Origin of the sequence: Pauljensenia sp. 20925_1_27 (assembly GCF_041432835.1) — a bacterium.
Classification (GTDB): domain Bacteria; phylum Actinomycetota; class Actinomycetes; order Actinomycetales; family Actinomycetaceae; genus Pauljensenia.
In genome coordinates, this window is record NZ_JAPWAH010000009.1 from 39,846 (window position 1) to 65,850 (window position 26,005).

General features: G+C 66.3%; 18 protein-coding genes and 1 CRISPR repeat array (1 of these 19 running past the window's edge). Of the genes, 5 read left to right on the forward strand and 13 right to left on the reverse strand.

Annotation, left to right across the window (positions count from 1 at the left end; all coding sequences use genetic code 11):
- Positions 1 to 4,452: a CRISPR direct-repeat array (repeat unit 29 nt; unit sequence GGGCTCATCCCCGCTCACGCGGGGAAAAC); it begins 8,022 nt to the left of the window's first position.
- A gap of 18 nt (positions 4,453 to 4,470) precedes the next feature.
- From cas2e to cas3, 8 genes are read right to left on the reverse strand one after another with little or no spacing between them, the layout of a single operon-like run.
- Positions 4,471 to 4,875, reverse strand: a complete 405-nt coding sequence (gene cas2e / locus O3684_RS06475; protein ID WP_039929646.1) for a type I-E CRISPR-associated endoribonuclease Cas2e — start codon at positions 4,873 to 4,875, stop codon at positions 4,471 to 4,473.
- Positions 4,872 to 5,831 carry a type I-E CRISPR-associated endonuclease Cas1 gene (gene cas1e / locus O3684_RS06480; RefSeq protein WP_500063797.1) on the reverse strand — a complete coding sequence of 320 codons (960 nt, stop codon included), beginning with the start codon at positions 5,829 to 5,831 and terminating at the stop codon, positions 4,872 to 4,874. Before cas1e ends, cas2e begins: the two co-directional genes overlap by 4 nt.
- Complete coding sequence (gene cas6e, locus O3684_RS06485; RefSeq protein WP_500065763.1) at positions 5,828 to 6,577, reverse strand: type I-E CRISPR-associated protein Cas6/Cse3/CasE; 750 nt, start codon at positions 6,575 to 6,577, stop codon at positions 5,828 to 5,830. The genes cas1e and cas6e overlap by 4 nt, the downstream gene beginning before the upstream one ends.
- Positions 6,577 to 7,305 carry a type I-E CRISPR-associated protein Cas5/CasD gene (cas5e, locus tag O3684_RS06490; RefSeq protein ID WP_500065770.1) on the reverse strand — a complete coding sequence of 243 codons (729 nt, stop codon included), beginning with the start codon at positions 7,303 to 7,305 and terminating at the stop codon, positions 6,577 to 6,579. The genes cas6e and cas5e overlap by 1 nt, the downstream gene beginning before the upstream one ends.
- Positions 7,302 to 8,426, reverse strand: coding sequence for a type I-E CRISPR-associated protein Cas7/Cse4/CasC (gene cas7e / locus O3684_RS06495; protein ID WP_500065792.1), 1,125 nt, complete (start codon positions 8,424 to 8,426; stop codon positions 7,302 to 7,304). Before cas7e ends, cas5e begins: the two co-directional genes overlap by 4 nt.
- Positions 8,427 to 8,471: 45 nt before the next feature.
- A complete protein-coding gene (gene casB, locus O3684_RS06500) occupies positions 8,472 to 9,131 on the reverse strand; it encodes a type I-E CRISPR-associated protein Cse2/CasB (RefSeq protein WP_500065794.1) in 660 nt (219 codons plus the stop codon).
- Entirely contained in the window at positions 9,128 to 10,798 is a 1,671-nt protein-coding gene (casA, locus tag O3684_RS06505) for a type I-E CRISPR-associated protein Cse1/CasA (RefSeq protein WP_500065796.1), read from the reverse strand. The genes casB and casA overlap by 4 nt, the downstream gene beginning before the upstream one ends.
- Positions 10,795 to 13,788, reverse strand: a complete 2,994-nt coding sequence (gene cas3 / locus O3684_RS06510) for a CRISPR-associated helicase Cas3' (protein WP_500065798.1) — start codon at positions 13,786 to 13,788, stop codon at positions 10,795 to 10,797. Before cas3 ends, casA begins: the two co-directional genes overlap by 4 nt.
- A gap of 394 nt (positions 13,789 to 14,182) precedes the next feature.
- Here cas3 and O3684_RS06515 point away from each other — a divergent pair, with 394 nt between their 5' ends.
- The 4 genes from O3684_RS06515 (at position 14,183) to O3684_RS06530 (ending at position 17,285) form a co-directional block, all read left to right on the forward strand.
- Positions 14,183 to 15,790: an ATP-binding cassette domain-containing protein gene (locus O3684_RS06515; protein WP_500065800.1), complete on the forward strand. Its 1,608-nt coding sequence runs from the start codon at positions 14,183 to 14,185 to the stop codon at positions 15,788 to 15,790.
- Positions 15,791 to 15,882: 92 nt separating this feature from the next.
- Positions 15,883 to 16,335 (forward strand): phage holin family protein, encoded by a 453-nt coding sequence (locus O3684_RS06520; RefSeq protein WP_500063786.1) that lies wholly within the window; start codon positions 15,883 to 15,885, stop codon positions 16,333 to 16,335.
- Positions 16,332 to 16,772 (forward strand): DUF3618 domain-containing protein, encoded by a 441-nt coding sequence (locus O3684_RS06525; RefSeq protein WP_500065802.1) that lies wholly within the window; start codon positions 16,332 to 16,334, stop codon positions 16,770 to 16,772. Before O3684_RS06520 ends, O3684_RS06525 begins: the two co-directional genes overlap by 4 nt.
- A 234-nt stretch (positions 16,773 to 17,006) precedes the next feature.
- Entirely contained in the window at positions 17,007 to 17,285 is a 279-nt protein-coding gene (locus O3684_RS06530; RefSeq protein ID WP_016460513.1) for a DUF3073 domain-containing protein, read from the forward strand.
- A gap of 129 nt (positions 17,286 to 17,414) precedes the next feature.
- On the opposite strand, the gene purM is transcribed toward O3684_RS06530, so the two are convergent.
- Both purM and purF read right to left on the reverse strand, forming a co-directional pair.
- Positions 17,415 to 18,575 (reverse strand): phosphoribosylformylglycinamidine cyclo-ligase, encoded by a 1,161-nt coding sequence (purM, locus tag O3684_RS06535; protein WP_500065804.1) that lies wholly within the window; start codon positions 18,573 to 18,575, stop codon positions 17,415 to 17,417.
- A gap of 100 nt (positions 18,576 to 18,675) precedes the next feature.
- A complete protein-coding gene (gene purF, locus O3684_RS06540) occupies positions 18,676 to 20,244 on the reverse strand; it encodes an amidophosphoribosyltransferase (RefSeq protein WP_500065806.1) in 1,569 nt (522 codons plus the stop codon).
- Between the two features lie 177 nt (positions 20,245 to 20,421).
- On the opposite strand from purF, the gene O3684_RS06545 reads away from it, so the two are divergent.
- Complete coding sequence (locus O3684_RS06545) at positions 20,422 to 22,854, forward strand: (Fe-S)-binding protein (RefSeq protein ID WP_500065807.1); 2,433 nt, start codon at positions 20,422 to 20,424, stop codon at positions 22,852 to 22,854.
- A gap of 6 nt (positions 22,855 to 22,860) precedes the next feature.
- Here O3684_RS06545 and O3684_RS06550 read toward each other — a convergent pair whose 3' ends face one another.
- Genes O3684_RS06550 through O3684_RS06560 form a run of 3 tightly spaced genes read right to left on the reverse strand, consistent with a single transcriptional unit; the run spans position 22,861 to position 25,807 of the window.
- Positions 22,861 to 24,429, reverse strand: coding sequence for a hypothetical protein (locus tag O3684_RS06550; RefSeq protein ID WP_500065809.1), 1,569 nt, complete (start codon positions 24,427 to 24,429; stop codon positions 22,861 to 22,863).
- A 48-nt stretch (positions 24,430 to 24,477) separates the two neighbouring features.
- Positions 24,478 to 25,059 (reverse strand): dCTP deaminase, encoded by a 582-nt coding sequence (gene dcd, locus O3684_RS06555; RefSeq protein WP_500065810.1) that lies wholly within the window; start codon positions 25,057 to 25,059, stop codon positions 24,478 to 24,480.
- A gap of 46 nt (positions 25,060 to 25,105) precedes the next feature.
- Positions 25,106 to 25,807 carry a TM2 domain-containing protein gene (locus O3684_RS06560; RefSeq protein WP_500065812.1) on the reverse strand — a complete coding sequence of 234 codons (702 nt, stop codon included), beginning with the start codon at positions 25,805 to 25,807 and terminating at the stop codon, positions 25,106 to 25,108.
- Between the last annotated feature and the right edge of the window lie 198 nt (positions 25,808 to 26,005).

The window sequence follows — 26,005 nt, forward strand, 5'->3', positions numbered from 1 at the left end:
GAAGGCGGACGCCCGCACGGTCAACGAGCTGGGCTCATCCCCGCTCACGCGGGGAAAACGATCGGCTTACCGACCACACTGAAACGATCGGCGGCTCATCCCCGCTCACGCGGGGAAAACTTCATGCGAGCACGACTTGTCGCGTGGGTCCGGGGCTCATCCCCGCTCACGCGGGGAAAACGGCAGCACGACCGCGCTCGGGGTCACCCCGGAGGGCTCATCCCCGCTCACGCGGGGAAAACGGGCGGGCGGGCGGCGTGTCCCCTACGCGTTCGGGCTCATCCCCGCTCACGCGGGGAAAACGCCGTCCAGAGTGCCTGCGCGCCCGCCTTGATGGGCTCATCCCCGCTCACGCGGGGAAAACCCGACCTGCAGGTGCCGCACACGTACCGCGCGGGGCTCATCCCCGCTCACGCGGGGAAAACAAGCGGAGACGGTACGCGCTGCCCTTAGCCGCGGGCTCATCCCCGCTCACGCGGGGAAAACTGCCATGGTATCCAGGTTAACGGCAATGTTCGGGGCTCATCCCCGCTCACGCGGGGAAAACCCGTCGAAGCCATCGGCGAAGTTCTTGATCCCGGGCTCATCCCCGCTCACGCGGGGAAAACTGTTGCGCTTCATTATCGAATGAGCCGCCCACCGGCTCATCCCCGCTCACGCGGGGAAAACGCCGCCGAGGAAACCGCCGTGGACATCCACCTGGGCTCATCCCCGCTCACGCGGGGAAAACATCGTCACCTCGTATCCGACCGCGTCGCCGTCCGGCTCATCCCCGCTCACGCGGGGAAAACAGCATGGTCCAAGACGGAACTGTCCGCCCTTGAGGCTCATCCCCGCTCACGCGGGGAAAACTCATCGTCCAGCCCGTCATCCAGCGGGCACCCGGGCTCATCCCCGCTCACGCGGGGAAAACAAAGCCTACACAGATGGCTCCCTCGACGGCGAGGGCTCATCCCCGCTCACGCGGGGAAAACTGACGGACTACGAGTCGTCCAGCCACGGGCATGGGCTCATCCCCGCTCACGCGGGGAAAACACCACGGGTGTGACGATGCGAGCGGAGCGGTGGGGCTCATCCCCGCTCACGCGGGGAAAACGCGGCGATCACGAGGGCGACAAGACCCAGGGCCGGCTCATCCCCGCTCACGCGGGGAAAACCAGATGCCCGTCTCGCGCACGAAAGAGCCGGGCGGCTCATCCCCGCTCACGCGGGGAAAACCTGCCCGCGCCCGAGCGTCCCCGGTATGGGACGGGCTCATCCCCGCTCACGCGGGGAAAACGCGAACTTCCTGGGCGGCGTGGTCTCCTCCCCGGGCTCATCCCCGCTCACGCGGGGAAAACACCTATCGCGCGGCCTGTGGTCATACACGTCGAGGCTCATCCCCGCTCACGCGGGGAAAACGCGGACAGGTCCTCGCCCACCTCGGGCGGGACCGGCTCATCCCCGCTCACGCGGGGAAAACACACTTTCTCGATTTTCGACAACGCGGGACAGCGGCTCATCCCCGCTCACGCGGGGAAAACGAGTAGCCCCACCAGCGCCACCTGTTCGTCCAGGGCTCATCCCCGCTCACGCGGGGAAAACCTCCGGGTGTGCCTGCCACCATGCGCGGAGCTGGGCTCATCCCCGCTCACGCGGGGAAAACTTTCCAGGTGCGCGATCGCCATTGCACGGTGCGGGCTCATCCCCGCTCACGCGGGGAAAACGACTTCGGAAGGAGGCACCCCGTGAGCGTTAAGGGCTCATCCCCGCTCACGCGGGGAAAACGCAATCCAGGCTTTCATTGGGTTTTTCGAGAGAGGCTCATCCCCGCTCACGCGGGGAAAACGGGCAACCTTGCCCGCTTTGATCCGACCGAGCGGGCTCATCCCCGCTCACGCGGGGAAAACAAGGCAGAAACCGGCGACGGAAGCGAAAACTGGGGCTCATCCCCGCTCACGCGGGGAAAACGTGAATAAGAATGGAAATAGGGGCTGGGAGACGGGCTCATCCCCGCTCACGCGGGGAAAACGTAAGCGACTGCATCGATGTCTGGCATGTTCAGGGCTCATCCCCGCTCACGCGGGGAAAACCAAGGACGGCGCGGGCGTCACGTCCACGCCGCGGGCTCATCCCCGCTCACGCGGGGAAAACTAAGGGGTCAGAAAGCGATCAGGGTACTGAAAGGGCTCATCCCCGCTCACGCGGGGAAAACCACGGCGCGTATTTCGGCGCATCCGGCGTCCCAGGCTCATCCCCGCTCACGCGGGGAAAACCTCCGCCTATATGGCCTGGGTGCGCTGCGCGAGGGCTCATCCCCGCTCACGCGGGGAAAACTATCTGCCGGGGCGCTTGAAGGGGGGCATTGCGGGCTCATCCCCGCTCACGCGGGGAAAACTTTGCCCGTGTCCCGGTGGGCAAGACATGCGCGTGGCTCATCCCCGCTCACGCGGGGAAAACCTCGGCGGCGGCGGGTTCGGTGTCCGCGTCGCGGGCTCATCCCCGCTCACGCGGGGAAAACTTTTCCCTCCGTTGGGGCGACACTGCTAACAACGGCTCATCCCCGCTCACGCGGGGAAAACCCTCGCCAACTCCGACGCGCCAGTCGTCGAGAGGGCTCATCCCCGCTCACGCGGGGAAAACACGCTCGCGCCCTCACCGGCGTTCTCCTCGACGGGCTCATCCCCGCTCACGCGGGGAAAACTAACTCATGAGCTATCGAATTGACTGGACCCAGGGCTCATCCCCGCTCACGCGGGGAAAACGGCTTCCGTGGTCTCTCGATCAATGTCGAGGCGGGCTCATCCCCGCTCACGCGGGGAAAACCGATCGTCCGGTGAACTGCATGTCTGTTACTCCGGCTCATCCCCGCTCACGCGGGGAAAACCTGGTCGAAAAGCCCAACGTCGTCGCCGGCCTGGGCTCATCCCCGCTCACGCGGGGAAAACCAGGAACGCGCCAAAGCACAGAAGGGATAACCGGGCTCATCCCCGCTCACGCGGGGAAAACTGTGGGGCGTCAACGCGACCGCGCAGCAATATGGGCTCATCCCCGCTCACGCGGGGAAAACCAAGGGAATTCGTGTAGCGCCCGGGACATGCAGGGCTCATCCCCGCTCACGCGGGGAAAACCGCGCACAACCGGCATGAGCCACGGCACGCCCAGGCTCATCCCCGCTCACGCGGGGAAAACCTTGCCGAGTATGCACGTGCGTCAGGTGTCGAGGGCTCATCCCCGCTCACGCGGGGAAAACGTCGGACGCGATACGCAGGAGCTGCCTAATCTGGGCTCATCCCCGCTCACGCGGGGAAAACCACAGGCTGGCCGCCGGGATCGAAGACGCCGGCGGCTCATCCCCGCTCACGCGGGGAAAACGGCGGCGTTGAGCACATTGTCCAACAGGTCAGAGGCTCATCCCCGCTCACGCGGGGAAAACCCCATGAACCGCTACCGCATCGACTGGATCCAGGGCTCATCCCCGCTCACGCGGGGAAAACGACCCGCCGACGGCGTCCATTGCTGACCGGATGGGCTCATCCCCGCTCACGCGGGGAAAACATCGTAAGCGCGCGATCGCGGTGCGGTTCACCGGGCTCATCCCCGCTCACGCGGGGAAAACACCTCGAACAGTCCACGGGCGCAATCGAAGCAGGGCTCATCCCCGCTCACGCGGGGAAAACCACGGCGACATCTCGCGCCCACGTGGTCAGGCGGGCTCATCCCCGCTCACGCGGGGAAAACCCGCTCCAAGCGCAAAGTCATGGTGCGCGTCGGGGCTCATCCCCGCTCACGCGGGGAAAACAGACGCATGGACGCGCGGCGCAGAAAACCTGCGGGCTCATCCCCGCTCACGCGGGGAAAACAGGTGAGGGCGTCGAGATGCTTGGCCAGGCTTGGGCTCATCCCCGCTCACGCGGGGAAAACGGCGAGGCTGGAGCCGTGATTGGGGCTGACCTGGGCTCATCCCCGCTCACGCGGGGAAAACGGCCTGCTCCTGCGTGGCGTGGACAAGGCGACGGGCTCATCCCCGCTCACGCGGGGAAAACGTCAGGTAGTTTTCTACCGCCGGGTTGCCGCCGGGCTCATCCCCGCTCACGCGGGGAAAACCGCACACGCGGCATTGATTTCCCCGGTTTCCAGGGCTCATCCCCGCTCACGCGGGGAAAACGCCCGCGAGGATGCGGGCATCCCCTGGTTCAAGGGCTCATCCCCGCTCACGCGGGGAAAACCTCGAGGTACAGGTCGCGCTTCTTGTCGATCGCGGCTCATCCCCGCTCACGCGGGGAAAACGACAACCGCCCCTGACAGAATGTATACCGCGAGGGCTCATCCCCGCTCACGCGGGGAAAACGTCTTCCACGTCCACCCCGATGAGCACGTGGCGGGCTCATCCCCGCTCACGCGGGGAAAACCTAGCATGGTGCCTCCTGAGATTGAACGGAACGGGCTCATCCCCGCTCACGCGGGGAAAACACTTCCTGACCTGCGCTTTTATCGCGCAGATCGATCAGATCTTGGAAAGCCTTGAGCTTTGCGCCTTTTCTGAAAGTTACTCATCGCAGGACGTTTACGCAACTGACGCGCCGCGGGATCGGGTTCGGAGTATTGGCCTCGCCCCTCGGAGTAGTAGGGGCGCATCATGAGCGTCAGCCCATCGAAATCGACGGGCTTCCAGGGATCACCCCACGTCAGGAACTCGAGCCCCTGTTCGTTTCGCGCACGGTAGACCATGACGGCACGCCCTGTCTTCATGTTTTCAGTGACGATATCCCACAGGCGTTCACGGACCCGTGCGGACAGCGTCCCCACGAATACCCCCGGGGAGATTTCCATCAACCACCGAGTCACATGCCCTCGCAAACCTTCAGGCACGGCAGACAAAACGAGGACGATCACCAGGACCCGCTCTCCTCGTACGCCACGCCCGCGGCAACAGTGCCCTCGCGGTCATCCCACAGTCGCAAGTCGTCGACGATCAGGTCCTCGTCCTCAACGTCCAATGCACCTGACACCGACAGCAGCCCCTTGATGTCCGCGACACACCGCTCAAGCAGATGAAACTCTCGCACGGCATCGCGGACAGCCTTACGAGCGGCACTGCCCACGGCCTCGTCAGTCGGAGAAGCCGCGACATCAAAAGCGATCGGAATCGTGAGGTCGGCCTTGTACAGGTCGGCGATGTCGTACACAAACGAGCGATAGTTCCCGTTGTGCACAAACCCCAGCCCAGGACTGCATCCCAACGCGACGATCACCGCGTGAACGATCCCGTAGATCGCCGAATTCGCAGCCGAGAGAGCCTGATTCACAACCGAACCATCCTCATAGTTCTCGGGATCGTACTCGCGCCGATCCCAGGGCACCCCCGTACGCTGCGAGTGTTCCCGGTACAAGCGACGCACCCGAGCACCCTCGCGTCCCCTCAGCTGCTGAAGACTCAGCTTCGACACGTCCTCACCTGCGAAGCGCATCAAGTACATGTTGCGCGCGACAGTCAGCCGCATCGACGGATCACTCACCGCGCGAGCCTGCGCCTCCAACAGCCTCGAAGAACGCGAGGGCGGTGAGCCGTGCGCGTAGTAGCGCACCCCATTCTCGCCAACCCACACGATAGTCGATCCGCTCTCAGAAAGAACAGACACCGCCGAGTGAGTGATCCGAACCCCGGGTCCCAGCAGCAGCACCGACAGCGCTGCCGCTGGGACGTGGGCGATTCCATGACCATCAGCAACGGTGATCGCGTTCGAGTCACGATTGATCGTGCACCGCTCGACGTAGAGGAACGTCAACCGGTCCCGAACTCGCACCAGGTCTTTCGGGTCTGGGGGCTTCGCCCCGGGGATCGGTCTCATGGCCGAGCCAAGGTCATTAAACCGCAGCCGTAGGCTTTCCCTCGGCCGATTCCGTGAGTGAGGGCTCGGCGTAGAGCCTCGGTGTCCGTCACCTCAAGGACCCCCTCGAAGGTGGCGACCCCGAGGGTCACGCGACGCTCCCCGCGTTTAAACTCAGCGATACTGCGTTCAACGCCGTTAATCAGCAGATTCGCTCCGTCGACGCGTTGTCCGTCGCTGTCCTCGAGAACCGGCAGGTCACCACCAAGCTCAGCGGAGGTGAGCACCCTGAACCCGCATTTCTCAGCGCGTTCGAAGACCCACTGCGTCTGCTGATCCTGCGTGACGTGTGCGAGAACCTTCTTGCGTCCCCGTGCATTGACCTGGCTGCCCTCCCGGAACGTCGGATTGACGCACAGGCGGAAACCCCACCTCTGTCCAGCCGACAGCCCCTCGAGGAAGGCACTCATGTCGCGGATGACGACCCCACCCTCGGTCGCGTAGCCGGCCTCCTCGACGATATGCGAGGGATCCGGAGCAACCGGGCTCGAAATGTAGAGCGCGCACGAGGGACTCCCCTGACGAGGAGCAGCTCCCCGAACGGCCGGCGGGCGGTCCAACCGCCAGAGAACCCGCGGGGCGCCGGGATCATCCAGCACGCCTGGGGGGAAGCAATTCAGCACAGCCGCGTGCAGCGTCTGTCGGCTGCGCATGAGCTGCTTCGCCCCTCGACGGTGCGGGTTGAGGTAGATGCGTGTCAGATACATCAGAGCACCTCCATCGGATCATGCACGAGGACGGGACTGGCCTGCGGTTTCGTCTCCACGTACTGCGGATTCTCCAGGTCGATATATGTCTCCTCGACGGTACGCAGGGTGTACTTGCGATTCTCCGAGTCGAAACTGATCGGCATGTCCTGAAGCGTCTGCTGGGAGGTTTTCTCCACCTGAGGCGGAATAATTCCCAGATCCGCAACGATTCGCGTCCGAACGTAATGATCGTGACGCTGCTTCTTCTGGTAGTACGCCGAGGCCATCCATGGAGTTTCGCGCACCGCATCCCACGCGCTGCCCTCGCGAACAGCGAGGCGCAACGGCAGGGTCGGAGGGCACGAGCGGCGGCCGAGGTAGAGAGGAAACACCGGGCGAACAATTGCCTGCGCGAGTGCATCAATCATGTCGTCAGGCCCCTCGATGAAAGCTCCGAACGCAGCATCCGCCCGGTAGAAACGGTGAGAGAGAGGCATCGACGTATCACCCCTATGCGCCGTGTGGAAGTCGTAGAGCAACTGCCCCGGTTGATCAACCCGGACGGCGACGCTCAGCTCAGCCAGGTCCTCGATGGGATCGCTGCGCCTGCGCCCCTGTGCCGCACCGAGCAGACCGACCAGCGCGCTTTTCGTGGGAAAAGCCTCCGTCGACCTGCGCGTGAATCGGCTGTCCGCGCCCCACGATTGCATGGGACCCGCCAGCCTCAAGACGAGCACCGCACTCATCGCGTGCCTCGCACCGCTTCCGCTGCGGTTTCACCAAGAGATGCCAGGCGCACCTGCTTGCCGAGCTCCGAGAAGCTCTCGCCACGAGGCGTCGTCCACGACACGAGAGACTCGACGGCCTCCAGACCAGTCAGCTCGCGGAGTCGTGCCTCGAACTCCACGAAGCGCTTAATGGCGGGTTTTGCGAAGCCGTGCTGACCCGCGACGATCGGCTCCTCGAAAGCGCCACTCATGTTGATCGGCTGGTCAGTGCGAACCTGAACCAGAACGGCATCCGGCAGCGTGCGGTTCGCGAAAGTCGTGACCTTTCCGGTCGGCATCGAGCGGACGAAGCTATCCACGAAGAGTTCGACGGCGCGATCCGCAACGGCATCGTCACCCAGGTTTTCACGCAGCAGGTCTACGTTGATCGTCGCGTAGCGGTACACCGTCGCGGACGCGAACTCGATCGTGCCGATCATTCCCGCACCCTCGTCGGCCTCGTCGTTGCGCTTCTTCTCGTCATCAACGGCCGTGTAGTAGTCGTACTCGTGCTCAACCGCGCCGACACCAATCGCGTGGGCAACCTGGCATGCGGCATCGACGTTCAGCGCATTCGGTTCGGCGACCATGCGACCGAACAGAGCGATATCGATCGAGTGATCCGTATCCACGAGGCTACGCGGCTTCAATTCCTTGAATGCTGCCGCGGGATCATCCTCGTGAGCGACCGAAATCAGTGCGTCCGCAACATGTTCGATCTGCTTGGCCGACAGGAAAACGAGGAATCCAGATTCCTTCAACTCCTTGTCACTCTTATTCCCACGCGGCTCAGCGAGCTTGAAACCGATGGCCTTCAGACCCATCTCGGCGAGCTTGATCGATTCGGCCTCCAGGTCGGGACGCTTCTCGGTGATCGTTCGTGCGACCAGCTCGACGATCTTCTTCGTACGCACACCGTAATTTCCATCGGCAATCTTGCCCTCAAAGTCCTGACGCGTCGCACGCTTGATGGCCTGCGACGAAATGCGCATACGCTGGACTCCACCGAAGGTCGCACTCTTGGGTGCGCCGGTGTCGTCCCTGTTCGGGTTCGAGGGAGGGAGGGTCTGCAGGACGTGGATATCAACGAAGACGGACATTGTCTTTCCTTTCACAAATGAAGCGGTTGATGGTGGTGCCCGACGTCACTCGTCGGAGTCGGTTTCGGTCTGGATGGTTTCAGCGGGACGAGCGAACTGCCGCCCCCAGTTGCGCATGACGGACGTGCGGTGACGCGGATCCTGCCACGTGAAGAGGTCGGCTCCCAGCCACCCGTAATCGCAGGGAATCTCGGCGGCTTCGAGCTGAGAGATAAGCGAACGCAGATGCACGAGAAGTCCCTCAAACGTGGGCGCTTGAACGGCCGCCGAAAAACGCCGATAGATCGGAGTCTCCTCGGCTCGCTTTTCACCGCTCTGCCCCTTCTGTCCCTCGGCCACGACTCGGACCGCGGACGCGAAACTGCGCGGACGGTCCGACGTGTCGTGCATGGGTCTCGTGTTCGATCCCTGGTGGAGGGCCCAGAGAGTGAGCGCCCCGTGGACGGCCTTCTCACCTCGGGTCGGCTCGTCGCCCAGATAGCCTGGGCGATCATCGAGCGTCAGGTCCCACAGCTCGGGCACCGACCCCGCCTCCCGCGAAAGAGCTCCGCGCAGCTGCGCGCGAAGGGCACGAGCCGAAGGAGTCTCCTTCCAGAGCCGATTCACGATCAAGCCGCCGACGCGTCCGTACACTGCGCGCCGTGTCGACAAACCTTTCGCAGCGCCATCCGGAGGGGTCTCCGGAGCAGCATCATTGCTGGTCATTTCGTTCCTTCCTGATTGGTGTTCCGTACCGGGAGACGCTTGTTGAGCGCCGACCGGAAGTAGTTTTCAGCGATACCGACGTTCATGTATCCCCTGCCGGTATCCCGACCGATGATTGCCGACGACGAGGCACCCCTGACGAGTTCGGTCTGAATATCCGTAGCGTGCTGACGCAACGTACACTCCCACCGACGCCCGATATCCCGCCCGCTTTCGTGCCCATCAACCTGGGTCAGCCAGGACCGAAAATCGTTGTCGACAGCGGAGAAGAAGAGCTCCTTAGCGCGATCTCGAGCCCCATCGCCAGCACCGTCTCCGCTCTCACCAGCTGCGCGTGCGAGGTTTGCCGCCAGAGTTCCAACATCTCTGGCAACCTCTTCTGTCAGGCGAACTTGCCGGTCTATCTCGGCGGACAGATCCTCACGTTCGACTCGCATGACGGCAACTGACAACGTCAGCTCGTCCGAGTAGATATCCTCGAACGTCGATTCCTGCGGACCGTAGGTGACACCAACAGCCTGAATCCGCATCACCTTGGGATAGCTGGTCTGGATCGAGGCATTGTCGAGCTGGTAGTGGAAGGACAGCGTCGCGGAGGGGAGGAACTCCCGCTTGGGCTGCTTGTCCACGCCCTGCACGGTTGTCACGGTGGGCAGGGTGCCGGGGAGGTTGCGCCAGAGCGCGCGGCCCGCCTCGAATTTACGAGGCATGTAGACGTCGGTCTTGAACTTCTTGGATTGCGGGGTTGAGTACCTCCACAGGCTCTGAGGCTCATAGAGACGCATCTCCTGCGGGGCAAGCTTGTCGCCCTGCGCCAAGACGACGCCCGTCACGCCGGACGAGTCGCCAACCAGCCTGATGCGACGGGAGTGCCAGGTGAGAAGCCGAGGGATGCTCAGCTCCTTGGGAGTGCCCGCGGGGTCGAGGAGAGAGTAGTCACCACGAACCGAGCTTTCCGGTTCGGAAGCCTCCCAGCTGCACACTCCCCATTCGGTCGAACTATCAACGCCGCGCAACGCGGCCGTGGACGCGGGGATCAGGTTCAGGACGAGCGTCTCGTCAAGGTCCTGGCCCTTGAGCCAGACGAGCCCGAGGTGTCCGCACCAAGCCGGGCCAATGGGATAGCCTTTTCCGCCCTTGACCTGGGAATCACCGACTGCTCCTGAACGGATGCCCGAGGGGTCGTACGCCTGCGCGTGCACCAACCAGCGTGCAGCCTCCGAGGCAGGAATGCAGGCCAGTGCGCGGCCGTGACGGGTCGTGAAAAACTGCTCGCCGTTAGGAACATCAGCAATCAGTTTCTCCAGTCCAGACACAGCATCCTTCGCGGTACGCAAATCCGCCACCTGCATGAACGGGAAGTGACCCCCGAACAGGTAGAAACGATCCCGCCACCGTTCGAGGTACTCGATCATCTGCTCCGTTGGAGCTCCGTCCTCCCACTGCCTGACCCAGTCGCGCGTATCGTGCGGTGTGGCCACTCGATACGCGATTGCCAGGATCAATCGCTGAATTGCGATGCTCTGCGTGGGTAGCTCGCACGCTAGGTCCGCGATGTCGGTCGTGCGCCGGAGTAACTCCAGCAGGCCGACATCAGTGATGGTCCCATCGACGAGCCGTACGGGTATCCACGGCTCGTCGAGTAGGTTGTACTCAGGGTTCTTCATTGACCCTGCACCTCCATTCCTCTTTCTGTGGAGTATGTGAATGTGTGTCCGCACAGGTCGCGCGTGAGGCGCTCCCCGTCGGGAGTTTTGTACATCGCGAGGATCAGTTCTCCTGCCAGGAACGGGTGCTCGCGACACGCCCATTCCGTCGTGATGGGATCATCCCAGATGGCACCTGCAACTGCGTCCACCGCCTCGTCGATGCTCTGCCCGCGAGCGCGCAACGCCCACGGCGGCAGGGAGACGCTCCACGAGCAGATGTCGGCGATACGCCCTCGAGCGTTGTATTCACCGACTGCGAGAGGCGTGTCGTCTTCTGGCACCCCGCTGATAGGGGGAGCCACTGGTACGTTGCCCAGCTCGGGGTCGAGGGCGACGATGAGGACGGGGATCTGGTCTTCTCCGTCGCGCACGGCAGCGCGGGCCACTGCGACTCCCATTCCCTTTGATTCGTCACCGGTTGCGGCATTGCCGAGGAATTTCTCTTCGAGTTCGAGGGCCTGCCACGAGGGCGTATTTGCTTCGCCGAGGCACCAGGTTGTTGCTTTCGCTTGTGCTTGGGCGCGTGCTTTGTTGCGCTCTTCCAACGCGGCATCGAGGGCCTCGCGCCACTGCGCGGGACCAACCGGCACATCATCGGTATACGCCAGAGTCGTCAATTCCGCGTAGTCCAACGGTTCACGGACGAGTATTTCGCCGCGATCAGCGACAATTCCCAGGGTCCGCAGGACGGAGTAGCGCGCGTACACGTAGTCGGTTCCGCGTGAGTACGCCCAGGGAGAGGGAGTTGCATCTTCGACGATCACGAGACACCTGGCATCGCGCAGGCCGCGTGGACGTTCAGCTCTGTCATGTCTGTGAAGTCGCCCGATACGCTGCAGCACGAGGTCCATGGGCGCGGGATCGGTGAGCATGAGGTCGAAGTCGACGTCGAGGCTTTGCTCGATCACCTGGGTTGCGACGACGACGTGCCTGACGGGACGCTGCTGACTATGTTTTCCGAAAAGTTCGAGCATCCGGCGATCGCGGGCGGCACGTTCGGCGGCCAGGAAACGCGAGTGCAGCAGTGTCGACTGCTCACGGCCAAAAACGTTTCTCACGGCCTCGTATGTTTCCTGGGCCTCGCGGACCGTATTACGGATGACGACGGCGCATCCATCCTCGGCGAGCTCGCGGTCCAAAAGCTCCGCGATTTCCTGCGGCGAGCCGAGCGAGGTCGGGATGATCCTCTTGGGGACCTCAGCCTCACCCTGAATCTCATGGACGCACACACCCGTGGCGGACACCGTCGAAATTGCCGGATAGCCGATCATTCCATCGACCGACTCAGCGCTCACGCCCGACGACCCACGACCTCGGCGATAGGCGCTCAGAAGAGCGAGACGCCGCGCGGGCGGCAGTGTCGCCGACAGCAACACAACGGGGATCCCGTACATACCAAGCCACGTGAGCGCGGCCTCCAGGTACGTCTCCATGTATTCGTCGGCGGCGTGCACCTCATCGATGACGACGACCTTGCCCATGAGCCCGAGGTGACGCACCAGCACGTGGCGCGACTTCAGGGCAGCGAGCAGCACCTGGTCGATTGTGCCGACCACAACCGGCGACAGGGTCGATCGCCAACGCTGGCCCATCCACCGGCTCGCATGAAGGCCGAGATCCTCCTCGCCGTCATGCACTTCAAGGGGGCTCTTACCGCGTTCGAGGAGCTTGACAAAGGACTCGTTGAGGCTGTTTTTCCCGTGCGCGAGCTGGATGCCGAGCTTCTGCGGTTCATCGCCCAGAATGCTTGTGAGCCATGCGGTGACACGCTCGAACATCGCGTTAGTCGTGGCTTGAGTGGGCAGCGCAACAAACACTCCCTGTAGCCCCCGAGCGCGCATCAGAACCTCGGCCGCCGCGAAGGCCAGCTCGGTCTTCCCAGACCCCGGCGGCGCCTCGACAATCATGAGGTCCGGATCCTCGCGCGTCGCAATCTCGACGGCGGCGCGCTGGGCCTCGGTCGGACGGTACGAGGCCGGCCACCCAAAACGGTGACGGTAGAAGTCTGCGACCTCATCGGTCGGCGCTGCGGGAATGCACAGGGGGGCCGGGAAGCCTGCTCGCTTCCAGGCGCGCTCGACACGCTCATGCTGCTGATCCGCGGTGAGCTCGGGGTATCCCTCAATCGACAGCTTTCCAGCTTCATCGACCGGTCGGGGCCGAAGCGAGAAGTAATCCTCGTTGGAAGCGAGCCAGTCCGCGATCACGAGGGCCGAGGCATAGGCGGAGGCAACCGCAATGGGCAGCTCGGGCAGGGCGGTGACAGGTGCGATGAGCGGGAAACCGCTACGCGCCGCCATCCACCGAAGAATTTCCGAGCGCGCCTGGCTCCAACGGGGATCATCCTCGCGCGATCCTTCTTGTGTCCTGTACTGCTGTCGTGCGACGTACACGGCACCCGCGTCCGGGTATCGACCATGGTGGACACCGACGAGAATCGCCCATTGGAGGGCCCGTGATCCATCGCCGCCACCCGCAGCTATTTCCTCCTGTAGCGCGAACTGACTGACGAGGCCATGGGGAAGGAACGCACGTTCAGCGTAATCGGCTTTGCGCATGACGACCAGCCCCTCGCTGCGGATCAGCTGAGCCAGATCTTGACGCTGACACGCGAACTGAGGGCTCACTTTGCCCACGTCGTGCACCCCTGCGAGGAACACAAACGAGGCCCGTGCCTTGGCGCGATCTCCTCCCCAGACCGAGGCCATGAGCCTGCGATGATGCTCGCTCAGGTAGTCGTCGAAGAGGAGCCCCGCAACGTCAGCGGCATCCATCAGGTGCTGGACGACGGACAGCCAGCTGCCGGAGTCTCCACTCTTCGCCCAGAAGCTCCTGGCCAATGCGGAGAGATCAGCAGCGCCGAGGCCGGGCTGGGCGGCAGGGAAAATCGGGGGTTCCGCAGTTGCTGGCGTCGTCAGCGAAACTCTCTGCTTGTCTTTTCGGGCCATTTCCTCTTCCTTGAGTCAAAATCATCCTCCGAGCACGGCATGCGCGCTAGCATGAGCTCATGCGGTTACTCTGAAAATGTTGAGCCCGACAGCACCGACGGCGCTGTCATCACCCCCTCGGAGGTGATGCAGTAACCATAACAGAAGAACTTTTCTTATACAATACACGTTCCCGATATTGCAGACAAGATGTCATTCACCCGCCCTCAGAGAGAAAAATCCCCGCTTTCGCGGGGAATACGTCCTCCTGATGCACTACACGGGGTCATCCCCTGCCGGGGAACACCGCGACCGGGGTCGCGTCGCGCGCTCGCAGGACCTCACAAACGTATCACCCCACCTACTCCCGCGTGCCATGGCGACACAAGTGGCACGATCCTGAAACAATGGGGGCATGTCGAATGACCCGCGTGAAAACCTGCACGGTTCGGATGGCCAGGAGCTGGCCGATATGACGGCCGCCGCCCAGCAAGCTGGCGAGCAAACCGCCCAGCAAGCTGGCGCTGAGCAAGTCTCGCAGACGCCCGCCCAGTCGATGGCGGACGCGCTCGCCGAGATGTCCACCCCGTCGTTCGAGGAGACGCTCAGCGCCCTCGACGAGGTCGGCGCACCCTCCGAGCAGGAGGCAGCAGCCACGCTCGCCGAGGACGGCGCACTGGACCCGCAGGAAACCCTCGTCTCCGACGGCCCCCTCATCACGCCCGCCAACAGCGCAGACACCAGCACCAACAGCGCGGCCCACAACAACGCCCACAACAACGCCCACAACGCCACCGGCAACGACCTCGCCGTCGCCGCCCCCGTACACCTGCCGCCCGCCGAGCCGCGCCCCTGGTACCGCTCGCGCCGCTCCTTCTGTGCGAAGGGCCGCGGTGGCCGCGTCCAGGTCGCAGGCCTGGGCATCACGTACACGGACCACGTCACGGGCGCGGTCCTCCTGGCAAACATCGACTTGGGCTTCCGCGCGCGCTCGCTGAGCGCGATCCTGGACCCGACGGGCCGCCGCGCCCGCGCCCTTTTCCTGATCCTCGCTGGCCTCGAGGAGCCGCAGGCGGGCCGCATCGTCGCCGCGCCCTCGCGCTCGCTGGCGGCGCGCCTCGCGGGCCGTATCGGCTCGGTCGCGCTGATCCGCGCCGACTCCCCGCTCGACGAATCCCTGACGATCCGCCAAAACATCCTGGCTCCCCTGTCCGCGACGGGTTCCGTCGCCGACTGGGACAACCTCGTGGGTGCCCTGCAGATCACGGGCCTCGCCCAGCGCGTCGAGCTCCACCCCTCCGAGCTTTCCGAATGGGAGCGCTTCAAGGCCCTCATCGCCCGCGCGATCGTGTCCGGCGCGGAGGTCTTCCTCGTCGAAGACCCGATCACCCTGCCCGCCGCCGCCCGCACGGAACTCGGCCCCCTCCTGCGCGCCCTCGCGGACGCGGGCTGCGCGGTCGTCCTCGCGACCCCGAACCCCGAGGTCGCCGCCGCCTCCGACCGCGCGATCCTCCTGACGAACGGCCGCGTCGCCCTCGACGCGCCCGGCCCCTCCGTCGCGCTCATCAACGCTTCCCTGGAGGCCAACCCCGAGGACCCGAAGGCCCTCCTCGGCCCGATCCCCTCGGCACTGCCCGCTTCCTTCGACGAGGTCATCTCCCCCACCGGCGCACAGGCCCCCGCATGGCACCCGCTCGGCACCACCGACGAGGCCGGGGCACAGACCGCGAACGCGCAGCAGTCCTCCGCACCCGAGGAAACGGACCCCGCCGAGGCGGCCCTCGACGCGGCGACCACCCGCGTGGAGACCGCGCCCGCCCAGGCAAGCCAAGCGACCCAGGCAAGCCAGGCAACGCAGGTGCCCCAGGCCTCGCCCGAGCCCCGCACCGAGACCGCGATGCGAGGCATTCCCGTCGTCGACACCGAGGACCCGGCCATGGCCGAGCCCGAGGTCTCCGACCTGGTCGTGCGCGCCCGCAAGATCCTCTCCGATCTGCCCGGTTCGATCGCCCCACAGGAGTAACGGACCGGTCACTGCGAGCCGACCTCCTTCATGAGAGACTAGGCGTATCAGGCGAGGCACCGCCTCGCTCACCCGCACGCGCAGGAGCACCCATGACTCAGCCCACCCCCCAGCCCGGGCAGTACCCGCCGCCGCCCGTCAACACCGCGCAGGCCGCCGGCGAGGCCCGCCCCAGCATCGGCGCCCTCTTCGCGTCGGTGACCGGCCAGATCTCCGGGATCATTCGCGGCGAGATCGAGCTCAACAAGGCGAAGCTGCGCACCTTCGCAGCCAAGAGCGGTAAGGGCGTCGCCCTCCTTGTGGTCGCCGCGGTCTTCGCGCTCTACCTGCTCGGCTGGACGCTGCACACCGCCGAGATCGCGCTCGCGCTCGTGCTGCCCGCGTGGGCGGCGTCGCTGATCATCGTCGGCGTCCTCCTCTTGATCGTCCTGATCCTCGCCCTCGTCGGCGCCCGCTCCCTCAAGAGCGCGCAGGCGCACCGCCCGGACCCTGCCGCGTCGGTCGCCGCCACCAAGGAAGCCATCGAGAAGGGACTGGGCAAGTGAGCACCAACCTCGATCCGCGCAACGTGACGGTCGGCGAGTCCGCCCCCGCGTCCACCTCCTCTGAGCCGCGCACGGAGGCCCAGATCACTGCCGACCTCGAGCGTCAGCGCGCCGAACTGGCCGCCACGATCGACCAGCTGTACGCACGCGTCCAGCCCGCCGCCCTCGCCCAGGAGGCGAAGGACGAGGCCAGCGCCCGTTTCGCTTCCTTCAAGGAGTCCGCGTCGCTGACCCTGCAGGACGCGGCCGGCGGCAACGCCGAGGCCCTGAAAAAGGTCGGCATCGTCGCCCTGTCCGCGATCGGCACCATCGGCGTGATCGTCCTGCTGGCGACCCGCTCGTCGCGTCGCTCCCGTCGCGAGGCCCGCCGCGCAGCCCGCGAGGCCGCCGCGCACACGCTCGCAGCCCTCAAGTCCGACGTGACCGAGGCGCTGTAAGCACCAACTGACGCGAACCGGCGTAACTCCGGCCACACCGGCCGTGGGTTGCGCCGGTTACATTTCCCCGTTTTCGTGGGCTTTCGCGGGCGGAGTGCCGCTCAGCTGAGCGCGCAAAACACGATCCAAGGTGAGGTCAAGGCCCGTCATTAGCTATGATGGACCCACGAAACATTTTGAACACCCAGGGAACCGCTCCACGCGGACCCGAACGACGCGGAGGGGGTCGACGCCATGGGGCGCGGCCGTCAAAAGGCTAAGCAGATGAAAGTCGCTCGGAAGCTGAAGTATTTCAGCCCCGACACCGACCTAAACGCACTTCAGCGAGAGCTGGCGGATGAGGACTCGTACCTGGCACACGTGCCGGCGGACGAGCCCGAAGAGGACGATGCAATCGACGACGACCTCTACTCGAAATACGCCGACTTCGCCGAGATTCCCGCAGAAGACGACGACATCGACCCGAAGCAGCTCGATGAGTCCTTCTGGACGGGTGGATCCTCCACCAAGTAACGGCTCAGCCACACGGCGGACCGAGAACCGGTCCGCCGCTTTGGTGTACCCACACCACTATTTCTGACGCCCCTACGCAAGGGGCCGGGGCCCGCAGGCCCCGACCCCTCTCGCACGCTCACGCAACGCTCAGCCGACGCGGTACTCGCCGTGCAGCAGCACGGCGCCAGCCTGGACGCCCTTCGTGCCGGAGATGAGGCGCACGCCGGAGGAGTCCGCGCTCAGCTCGGACACCGATCCGAAACCGGCCACGGTCCCGTCGGTGCCGGCCGACGTGACGGAGCCCAGGACCCACGCGGCCACCCCGGCCTCGTTGATCGCGGATTGGACCTCGGAGGCCACGGACGCGGAGACGACGGCGACCATGCCGACGCCCAGGTTCAGGGAGTCCTCCATGCCGACCCAGGTGACGTCGCCGCCGCGGCGCACCCAGTCGAACACGGCGGGCACGGTCCACGTGGAGCGATCAACGGTCGCCACCGCGCCGACAGGCAGGACGCGCGACAGGTTCGCGGCCAGGCCGCCGCCGGTCACGTGCGAGTAGGCGTGAATCCCCTCGACGCCGAAGCGCTCGACCAGGTCCAGGCACAGGCGCGTGTACAGGCGCGTGGGCTCGAGGAGCTCCTCGCCGAGGGTGCGGCCGAACTCGGCGACGTGGGACTCCAGCGACGCGCCCACGCGGGAGACGACGGAGCGCACCAGCGAGTAGCCGTTGGAATGCAGGCCCGAGGAGGCCATCGCGATGACGACGTCACCGTCGGCCACGCGCTCGGGGCCCAGCAGCTTCGAGGCGTCCACGACGCCGGTCGCCGCGCCCGCGATGTCGTAGTCATCGGGCTCCATGACACCCGGGTGCTCGGCGGTCTCGCCGCCGATGAGGGGCGTGCCCGTGGCCTCGCAGGCCCGCGCGATGCCGGTGACGATGGAGGCGATGCGCTCGGGGACGACGTGCCCGCAGGCGATGTAGTCGGTCATGAGGACCGGGCGCGCGCCAATCACGACGATGTCGTCGACGACCATACCGACCAGGTCCTGGCCGATCGTGTCGTGCACGTCCATGGCCTGCGCGATCGCGATCTTGGTGCCCACGCCGTCCGTGGAGGTCGCGAGCAGGGGCTTGTCCATGCCCAGCAGCGCCGACGCGTCCACCATGCCGGCGAATCCGCCGGTCGCGCCCAGGACGGTGGAGTCGTGGGTGGCGGCGACGGCGCTCTTCATCAGTTCGACGGCGCGGTCGCCCGCAGCGGTGTCGACGCCAGCGGTCGCGTAGTCCAGGGGGGTATCGGTCATGGGTGGTGCCTTTCGCGGATGGCGCTCGACGAGGCCGTGTCTGGGTGGTCGGGTTGAGAACGATGCCCGCGGCGCAGGGGTTGCGTCGCGGGCGTGGAGGTTAGCAGGGGGTAGCGTCGGGGGTTCCGGGCACGGGCGTCCCGGCGGGGATCGTCTCGGGGTATTCGCCCGTGAAGCAGCCGATGCACAGGGACGTGCCCTGTCCGGTGGCCGCAACCATGCCGTCGATCGACAGGTACGCCAGGGAGTCGGCACCGATCGAGTCGCGGACCTGCTCGACGCTCATGGACGAGGCGATGAGCTCGGCGCGCGTCGGGAAATCGATACCGAAGAAGCACGGCCACACCACCGGCGGCGACGAGATGCGCACGTGCACCTCGGCGGCCCCGGCCTCGCGCAGCATCTTAACCAGCGCGCGCTGCGTGTTACCGCGCACGATCGAGTCGTCGATGACGACCAGGCGCTTGCCTTCGATGACCTCGCGCAGGGGGTTGAGCTTGAGGCGGATGCCCAGCTGGCGCAGGGACTGCGTGGGCTGGATGAAGGTTCGGCCCACGTACGCGTTCTTGACCAGGCCCTGGGCGAAGGGGATGCCGGACTCCTGCGCGTAGCCGATCGCGGCGGGCGTGCCCGAGTCGGGCGTGGGGATCACGAGGTCCGCCTCGATGGGGTTCTCGCGCGCCAGGGCGGCACCCATCTCGTGGCGCGCGGCCACGATGCGGCGCCCACCGATCGTCGTGTCGGGGCGGGCCAGGTACACGTACTCGAAGACGCAGGTGTTGGAGCGGCGCACGGCGAAGCGGCGCGAGTGCACGCCCGAGGCGTCGATCGAGATGAGCTCGCCGGGCTCGACCTCGCGCACGAAGGTCGCGCCACACAGGTCCAGGGCGGCGGTCTCGGAGGCGACGACCCACCCGGAGGCGAGGCGGCCGAGAACAAGCGGGCGGTAGCCGTGCGGGTCGCGCGCCGCGTACAGCGTGTGCTCGTCCATGAAGACCAGGGAGAACGCGCCCTTGATGCGCGGCAGGACCTTCAGGGCAGCGCCGACGAGGGGCGCGGGCTCCAGGTCGTCCATCGACGAGGCCGGGGCGGCCTCATCCGCGCTCGTGTGCCCGGGCGTCACGGACGGGGACGCGATGAAGGGAGTCGGCCCGGGGATGCGGTCGGCCATGCCCAACAGCGCGGTCACGAGGGAGGTGTCGGTGGAGGCGCCGCGTTCGAAGTCCTCGCCGTCGTCGGCGATCTCGGAGGCCAGCTCGCGCAGCTCGACCGTGTTGGTGAGGTTGCCGTTGTGGGCCAGGGCGAGGGTGCCCGTCGGGGTGGGGCCCAGCGTCGGCTGGGCGTTGCGCCACACGTCGGCGCCGGTCGTCGCGTAGCGGACGTGGCCCAGCGCGATGTGGCCGCGCAGACCCTGGAGGGACTGCTCGGAGAACACCTGCGACACGAGGCCCTGATCCTTGTACACAAGGATCTGCTTGCCATTCGACGTCGCAATACCGGCGCTCTGTTGGCCGCGGTGTTGCAGAGCATAGAGGGAGAAGTAGGTCAGGCGGGAAACGTCCTCGCCCGGGGCCCATACTCCGAAGACCCCGCAGTGATCATGCGGGTGATCGTCTCCGAAGAGTTCCTGGTCGGACAGTGTCATGTCTGGCTGCGAGACGGGAAGCACGCTCTCACTCTCCCATACTTTTCCCCTCCTCGTGGCATATATCCACGTTGTGGCGAGCACATGCAAGCTCGGCCAGCCCCACCGCGCAGCGCGTAATTGCGCACGCTTTGCCAGGCAGAATCGGTCTCCTCTGGGTCAAGATGCCACAATGGAGTGGAGCAATCATGAGGAGGAAACGTGGCCAATCCGACGCTGAGCGCCATCATGTGGGGACTCGCCCTGCTGGTGACCGCTGTGGCCGTCCTGTCGTTCGCGCGAGGCCTGACACACATGTGGCGCACCATCTGCGCGGGCACGCCCGACCCTGGACGCCTGACCCCCGTGGGCAAGCGCCTCTGGGGCGTCATCTCCGCGGCCCTCACCCACCGCGAGTTCAAGGGGCGCCCGTGGATCAAGGCCGCCCACTGGCTGGTGATGGTGTCCTTCCCGATCCTCTTCCTCACCCTGATCACCGGGTACGCCCAGCTGCGCGTCCAGACCTTCACGCTGCCTCTCCTCGGACATTTCGCGCCGTGGGAGTGGCTCACCGAGGTCTTCGCATGGGGCGGCCTGGTTGGCATCATCCTTCTGATGGTCGTGCGCCAGCGCGCCGGGCGCGGTACGGCCGCCGAGGCGGCCCTGTCGAACGACGATCCCGACGCCGCTGCCGCCGCGGCCGACCCGGAAGGCACCCCGCCCTCGTCCCTGGCCACGCCCCACCCGCGCGACTCCTCCCCGCGCGGCCTGGCCTCCCGTTTCCTGGGCTCAACCCGCTGGCAGGCGCTCTTCGTCGAGTGGGTCATTCTCATCGTGTGCGCGTGCGTCGTGGCCCTGCGCGGCCTCGAATACGCGCTCTTCAGCGTGACGCCCGGCCTCGAGGCCCACGCGACCGCCCTGCACTTCCCGCTCACCGCCTGGCTCGGCGCGCTCTTCGCGGCCGCCGCCGCCTCCTCGGCCGCCTCGCTGGCAAACGCGATCGTGCTGGTCAGCGCCCTCAAGGTCCTCACCTCCATGACCTGGCTGACGGTCGTCGGCATCCAGACCGGCATGGGCGTCGCCTGGCACCGCTTCGTCGCGATCCTCAACCTGTACACGCGCCGCAACGCCGACGGTACGAAGTCCCTAGGACCGGCTGACCACATGCTCATTGACGGCAAGCCCGTCACCAGCGAGGACGACTTCGATGATCTCCCCGAGGACACGGTTCTCGGCGTGGGCACGGTCGACGACTTCTCGTGGAAGGCGCGCCTAGACCTGTACTCGTGTACCGAGTGCGGTCGCTGCCAGGAGCTGTGCCCCGCGTGGAACACCCAGAAGCCCCTCTCCCCCAAGCTGCTCATCATGGGCCTGCGCGACCACATGGAGTCCGCCTCCAACGTGCAGATCGTCGAACAGGAGGAGGGTCACCAGAAGCTCGAGGATGGCGAGGTGCTGCTCGACAAGGGCGTGCCTGCCTCGCCGCACTCCTTCGACCTGGTCTCCGCCCTGTCCTTGTCGGGCGCGACCGGCCCCGAGGGCGTTTCCGCGGTCACCGCTCCCCTGGTCCCCGAGGTCGTCTCCGAAGAGGTCCTGTGGGACTGCACGAACTGCGGCGCCTGCGTCGAACAGTGCCCCGTCGACATCGAGCACATCGACCACATCCTCGACCTGCGCCGCCACCAGGTCCTCATGGAGGGCGCGTTCCCCCGCGAGCTGGGCCGCGCCTTCCGCGGCATGGAATCCAAGGCGAACCCCTACAACCAGCCCGCCCGCAAGCGCATGGACTGGGCGAAGAAACTCGACTTCGACATCCCCGTCGTCGGCGAGGACATTGAGGACGCCTCGCAGGTCGACTACCTGTTCTGGGTGGGCTGCGCGGGCGCCTACGACGACACGGCGAAGAAGACCAGCGCCGCCGTCGCCGAGCTGCTGCACACGGCGGGCGTGTCCTTCGCGGTCCTCGGCTCGGGCGAGTCCTGCACGGGCGACCCGGCCCGCCGCGCCGGCAACGAGGCGCTCTTCCAGATGCTGGCCGCCCAGGCGATCGACACGCTCACAGAAGCCAAGCCCCAGAAGATCGTCGTCTCCTGCGCGCACTGCTTCAACACGATCGCGGGCGAGTACCCGGAGCTCGGCGGCCACTTCGAGGTCGTCCACCACACGCAGCTCCTCAACCGCCTCGTGCGCGACGGCCTGCTCACGCCGGTGGCCCCCACGACCTCGTCCCTGAAGGTCACCTACCACGACGCGTGCTTCCTGGGCCGCCACAACAAGATCTATGAGCCGCCGCGCGAGCTCGTGGGCTCCCTGCCAAACGTGGAGCTCGTCGAGATGCCGCGCAACCGCGACCGCGCGATGTGCTGCGGCGCGGGCGGCGCGCACGCTTGGTTCGAGGAGACGCGCGGGACCCGCATCGCGGACGCCCGCATCGTCGAGGCCGCGTCCACGGGTGCGGACGTCGTCGCGACGGCCTGCCCCTTCTGCTCCCAGATGCTCGGCTCGGCCTCGGGCACGTCCGCCGGCTTCGTCTCCTCCGACGCCGACCAGGGCGGCGCGAACAACGACGCCGCCACGGCCTCGTCTGGTGCGAAGCTCCCGGAGGTGCGGGACGTGGCCGTCATGCTGCTCGAGTCCGTCAAGCGCGGTCAGTAGGGCAGGCTACTCCTCGTCCTCCGTGGAGATCTCTTCGAGGCCGACGAGGAAGCCGTCCTCGTCGACGACGTTGCCGCCCACGAGGGTCGCGATCATGCCGGCGGCCTTCTCCACGTCCTGCGTGGAACGCAGGCGCTCGAGGCGCGCGGTGCGGCTCATCGCCCCCGCCCCGGGCGTCGGAGCGGACGTGGGCAGCCAGCGCACCTGGTATTCGATGATGGCCCCGGCCGTCCACGGCTCCCAGCGCAGGACGCGCGGAGGCGTGGGCACGGCGTGGACCTCGATCATCATGTCGGAGCGGTGCCCGATCGGGCTCATGAGAGCGTACCCGTCGACGACCTGCGGCTGGTCGCGCTGGGCTTCGAGCTCCTCGCGGGCCTTCGCGATCTTGGACGCAATGTCTTTGCGAACCGGGCCCAGCTCGGCCTTGAGCTTCTCGATCTGCGCGACCTGCGCGGGCGTGAGCGGAGGAGGCTTGGGGGCCTCGGGCGCAATATCGCGCGCGTCCTTCATCTGTTCGAACCCGGCGCGCTCGCGCATCGCGGACAGCAGGTCCTCAGGGTTGATCCAGCGCGGTGAATAAACCGTCAGATTCACGGCCGAATCGGCGTCGGGAACCATGACGTAGCCGCTGCCCGCGATGCGCAGGCCACCGGCGAGGCGGCGAGCCATGCGACGCAGCGCCTCGAGCACGCGGTACTCCAGGCCCGTGGGCACCCCCTCGGGGAAGGCCTTGTCCCACTCGCCCATGACGCCGTTATTCTGCTGGCGGGCGTGCGCCTGCGGACAGCGCAGGACCCACGCATTCGTCAGCGAGGCCGGCGTGCCCAGCTCGGCGCGCGTCGGCTGGTCGAGCGTCCACGGCCCCTCCAGCTCGGCCTCGGAGGACAGGCGGAGGCGACCCGGGGCGATCCACCCAGCCTCGTCCCACATGGAAATCGCGAGGGCCTCGAGTTCGGCGGGGTCAACCGCTTCAGAGACGAGGAAGAGATGATGGGCGCGCGCGTCCGCCAGGTCGATGACGCCTGCGGGCTCGCTCACCTCGATGGCTGCGGCGATCGGGACGGCCGCCTCGGCGCTCGTGACCTCACCGTCGGCGGCAATCTGGAACGCCGCGTCCGTCGCGGTCATCGTCGTCAACCCGACGTTCGTCTGCGTGAGCGGGTTATCCGTCGCGCTCATCGGCGTCGGGTCCGCGAAGGAATGAGCGGTAGCAGCCATGCGTTCCTTCAGGGAACGCCTCACCGGCGAGGCCTGCGGTGCCTCGTCCCTGTTGGTGATCTGCTCGCCGCGCGGAGTCATGCCGGGCAGCGCGACGCCCTGAATGACACCCGTGCGAGTCGGGGAGGGCGCGACCGGGGGGATACCGACCCCTGCCTCGTGGACACCGCTGATCTGCGGGGCGGTGGTCGCCTGCGGGACCCCCATGACGGGCGTGGGCGCGGGCGGCTCCGGCAGCGGCGGTGCCTGAAGATCCGCAGGCTCGGGAGCGGGCGGCTCCGGCAGCTCGACGGGGTCCGGTGCCGGCGGATAGCTCATCTCGCGAGCCGCACGCTCGGCGCGCTCGGCGCGCATACGTTCAAGCCGAGAGGGCGGTGGAGGAGGAAGAGCCGACATCAGGTATCACCGTTCGATGCGGGTGCGCGTGAAGCGCTCGTGCGTGCGCGACGGAGTCGGCCCGCGCTGGCCCTGGTAATGAGAGCCGAGGCCGCTGGAGCCGTAGGGGTGCTCGGCCGGGGAGGACAGGTCGAAGAAGCACAGCTGCCCGATCTTCATACCGGGGTAAAGCAGGATCGGCATCGTCGCCGTATTCGACAGCTCGAGGGTCACGTGGCCCGAGAAACCGGGGTCAATGAAGCCCGCCGTCGAGTGCGTGAGCAGGCCGAGACGGCCGAGCGAGGACTTACCCTCCAGGCGCGCCGCGATGTCATCACCGAGGGTCACCAGCTCGTAGGTGACACCCAGGACGAACTCGCCCGGGTGCAGAACAAAGGGCTGATCGGGGCCCACGTCGACCAGGTGAGTGAGGTCCGACTGGTCCGCCGCAGGGTCGATCACCGGGTAGCGGTGGTTATCGAAGAGGCGGAACAGGCGATCCAGGCGCACGTCAATACTGGCCGGCTGAACCAAGTCGCGGTCCATCGGGTCGAGCTGGATACGCCCGGAGTCCAGGGAGGCTTTGATGTCGCGGTCACTGAGCAGCATGACTCGATTGTCGCATACTCAGCGCCGCGACAACAGCCTCAGGGGGTCACTGCAGGGGCTGGCCCTGAGCGTCGGTGGCGTAGTCACCGGAGCGGGCGAGGATCATGATGAACTCGATGAGCGCCCAGATGGCTGAAACGGGCGCACAGATCACCGTGATCGTCAGAATCAGCTGGATGATGCCCTTGCCCGTGTAGCCGAGGTAGAAGTTGTGGATACCCAGGGCACCCAGGAAGAACGCCAGGAGCACGGCGACGATCCACTGCTTGGGCGCACCGACGACGGGCTGGCCGTACGCGGGCTGTGCGTAACCGGGCTGGCCGTAGGCCTGCTGGCCCGCGGCGTAGGCGGCCTGCTCGAAACCGGGCTGCTGAGCATATCCGGGCTGCGCACCATATCCGGGCTGCGCACCTTCGGGTGCACCGTAGGGCGCCTGATTCGCGGCGGCATCGGGGCCCGCCTGGGCGGAGGTAGCGTCGTAGGCGGTGCCGTAGGTGGTCGAGCCGGGCGTCGCGGTCGCCTCGTCGAAGGAGGGGGCCGAGGCCTGGGGGAAGGACGGCGCGTCGGGGGCCGCAGCAGTATCGGGGGCGGCGTCGAATGCCGGAACCTCGGGGGCGGGAATCTCGCCCGCAGCGTCAACCGCGGGAGCGTCGGGAATCGAGAAGTCGGCCGAGGGGACCTCGGGGGTGGCATCCTTCGCGGGATCCTCGGGGGAGAAGGGAGTGGCCTGCGGGTCGGGCGTCGTCATGGGTGAGCCTTTCGGTTGTCGTGGGGGGCCGCGAACGGCCGTACTGACATAGCCTAGCGTGCACAGGCAGCAATGTGGGAGCCGCGTCCACCCCGAAACGCCCCTGATTGATCCCGGAGGCCGCGAAGCAGCGCCGTGGTTCCTCACCTCACAAACGATCACTCTCACCCTCGAGAGCACGCTCCGCCAATGAAAAAG

Excerpts from the sequence above, each read along its gene's own strand:
- cas1e (WP_500063797.1), bottom strand. The coding sequence starts at position 5,831 with ATGAGACCGATCCCCGGGGCGAAGCCCCCAGACCCGAAAGACCTGGTG.
- cas6e (WP_500065763.1), bottom strand. The coding sequence starts at position 6,577 with ATGTATCTGACACGCATCTACCTCAACCCGCACCGTCGAGGGGCGAAG.
- cas5e (WP_500065770.1), bottom strand. The coding sequence starts at position 7,305 with ATGAGTGCGGTGCTCGTCTTGAGGCTGGCGGGTCCCATGCAATCGTGG.
- cas7e (WP_500065792.1), bottom strand. The coding sequence starts at position 8,426 with ATGTCCGTCTTCGTTGATATCCACGTCCTGCAGACCCTCCCTCCCTCG.
- casB (WP_500065794.1), bottom strand. The coding sequence starts at position 9,131 with ATGACCAGCAATGATGCTGCTCCGGAGACCCCTCCGGATGGCGCTGCG.
- casA (WP_500065796.1), bottom strand. The coding sequence starts at position 10,798 with ATGAAGAACCCTGAGTACAACCTACTCGACGAGCCGTGGATACCCGTA.
- cas3 (WP_500065798.1), bottom strand. The coding sequence starts at position 13,788 with ATGGCCCGAAAAGACAAGCAGAGAGTTTCGCTGACGACGCCAGCAACT.
- O3684_RS06515 (WP_500065800.1), top strand. The coding sequence starts at position 14,183 with ATGTCGAATGACCCGCGTGAAAACCTGCACGGTTCGGATGGCCAGGAG.
- O3684_RS06520 (WP_500063786.1), top strand. The coding sequence starts at position 15,883 with ATGACTCAGCCCACCCCCCAGCCCGGGCAGTACCCGCCGCCGCCCGTC.
- O3684_RS06530 (WP_016460513.1), top strand. The coding sequence starts at position 17,007 with ATGGGGCGCGGCCGTCAAAAGGCTAAGCAGATGAAAGTCGCTCGGAAG.
- purM (WP_500065804.1), bottom strand. The coding sequence starts at position 18,575 with ATGACCGATACCCCCCTGGACTACGCGACCGCTGGCGTCGACACCGCT.
- O3684_RS06550 (WP_500065809.1), bottom strand. The coding sequence starts at position 24,429 with ATGCGCGCCGAGCGCGCCGAGCGTGCGGCTCGCGAGATGAGCTATCCG.
- dcd (WP_500065810.1), bottom strand. The coding sequence starts at position 25,059 with ATGCTGCTCAGTGACCGCGACATCAAAGCCTCCCTGGACTCCGGGCGT.
- O3684_RS06560 (WP_500065812.1), bottom strand. The coding sequence starts at position 25,807 with ATGACGACGCCCGACCCGCAGGCCACTCCCTTCTCCCCCGAGGATCCC.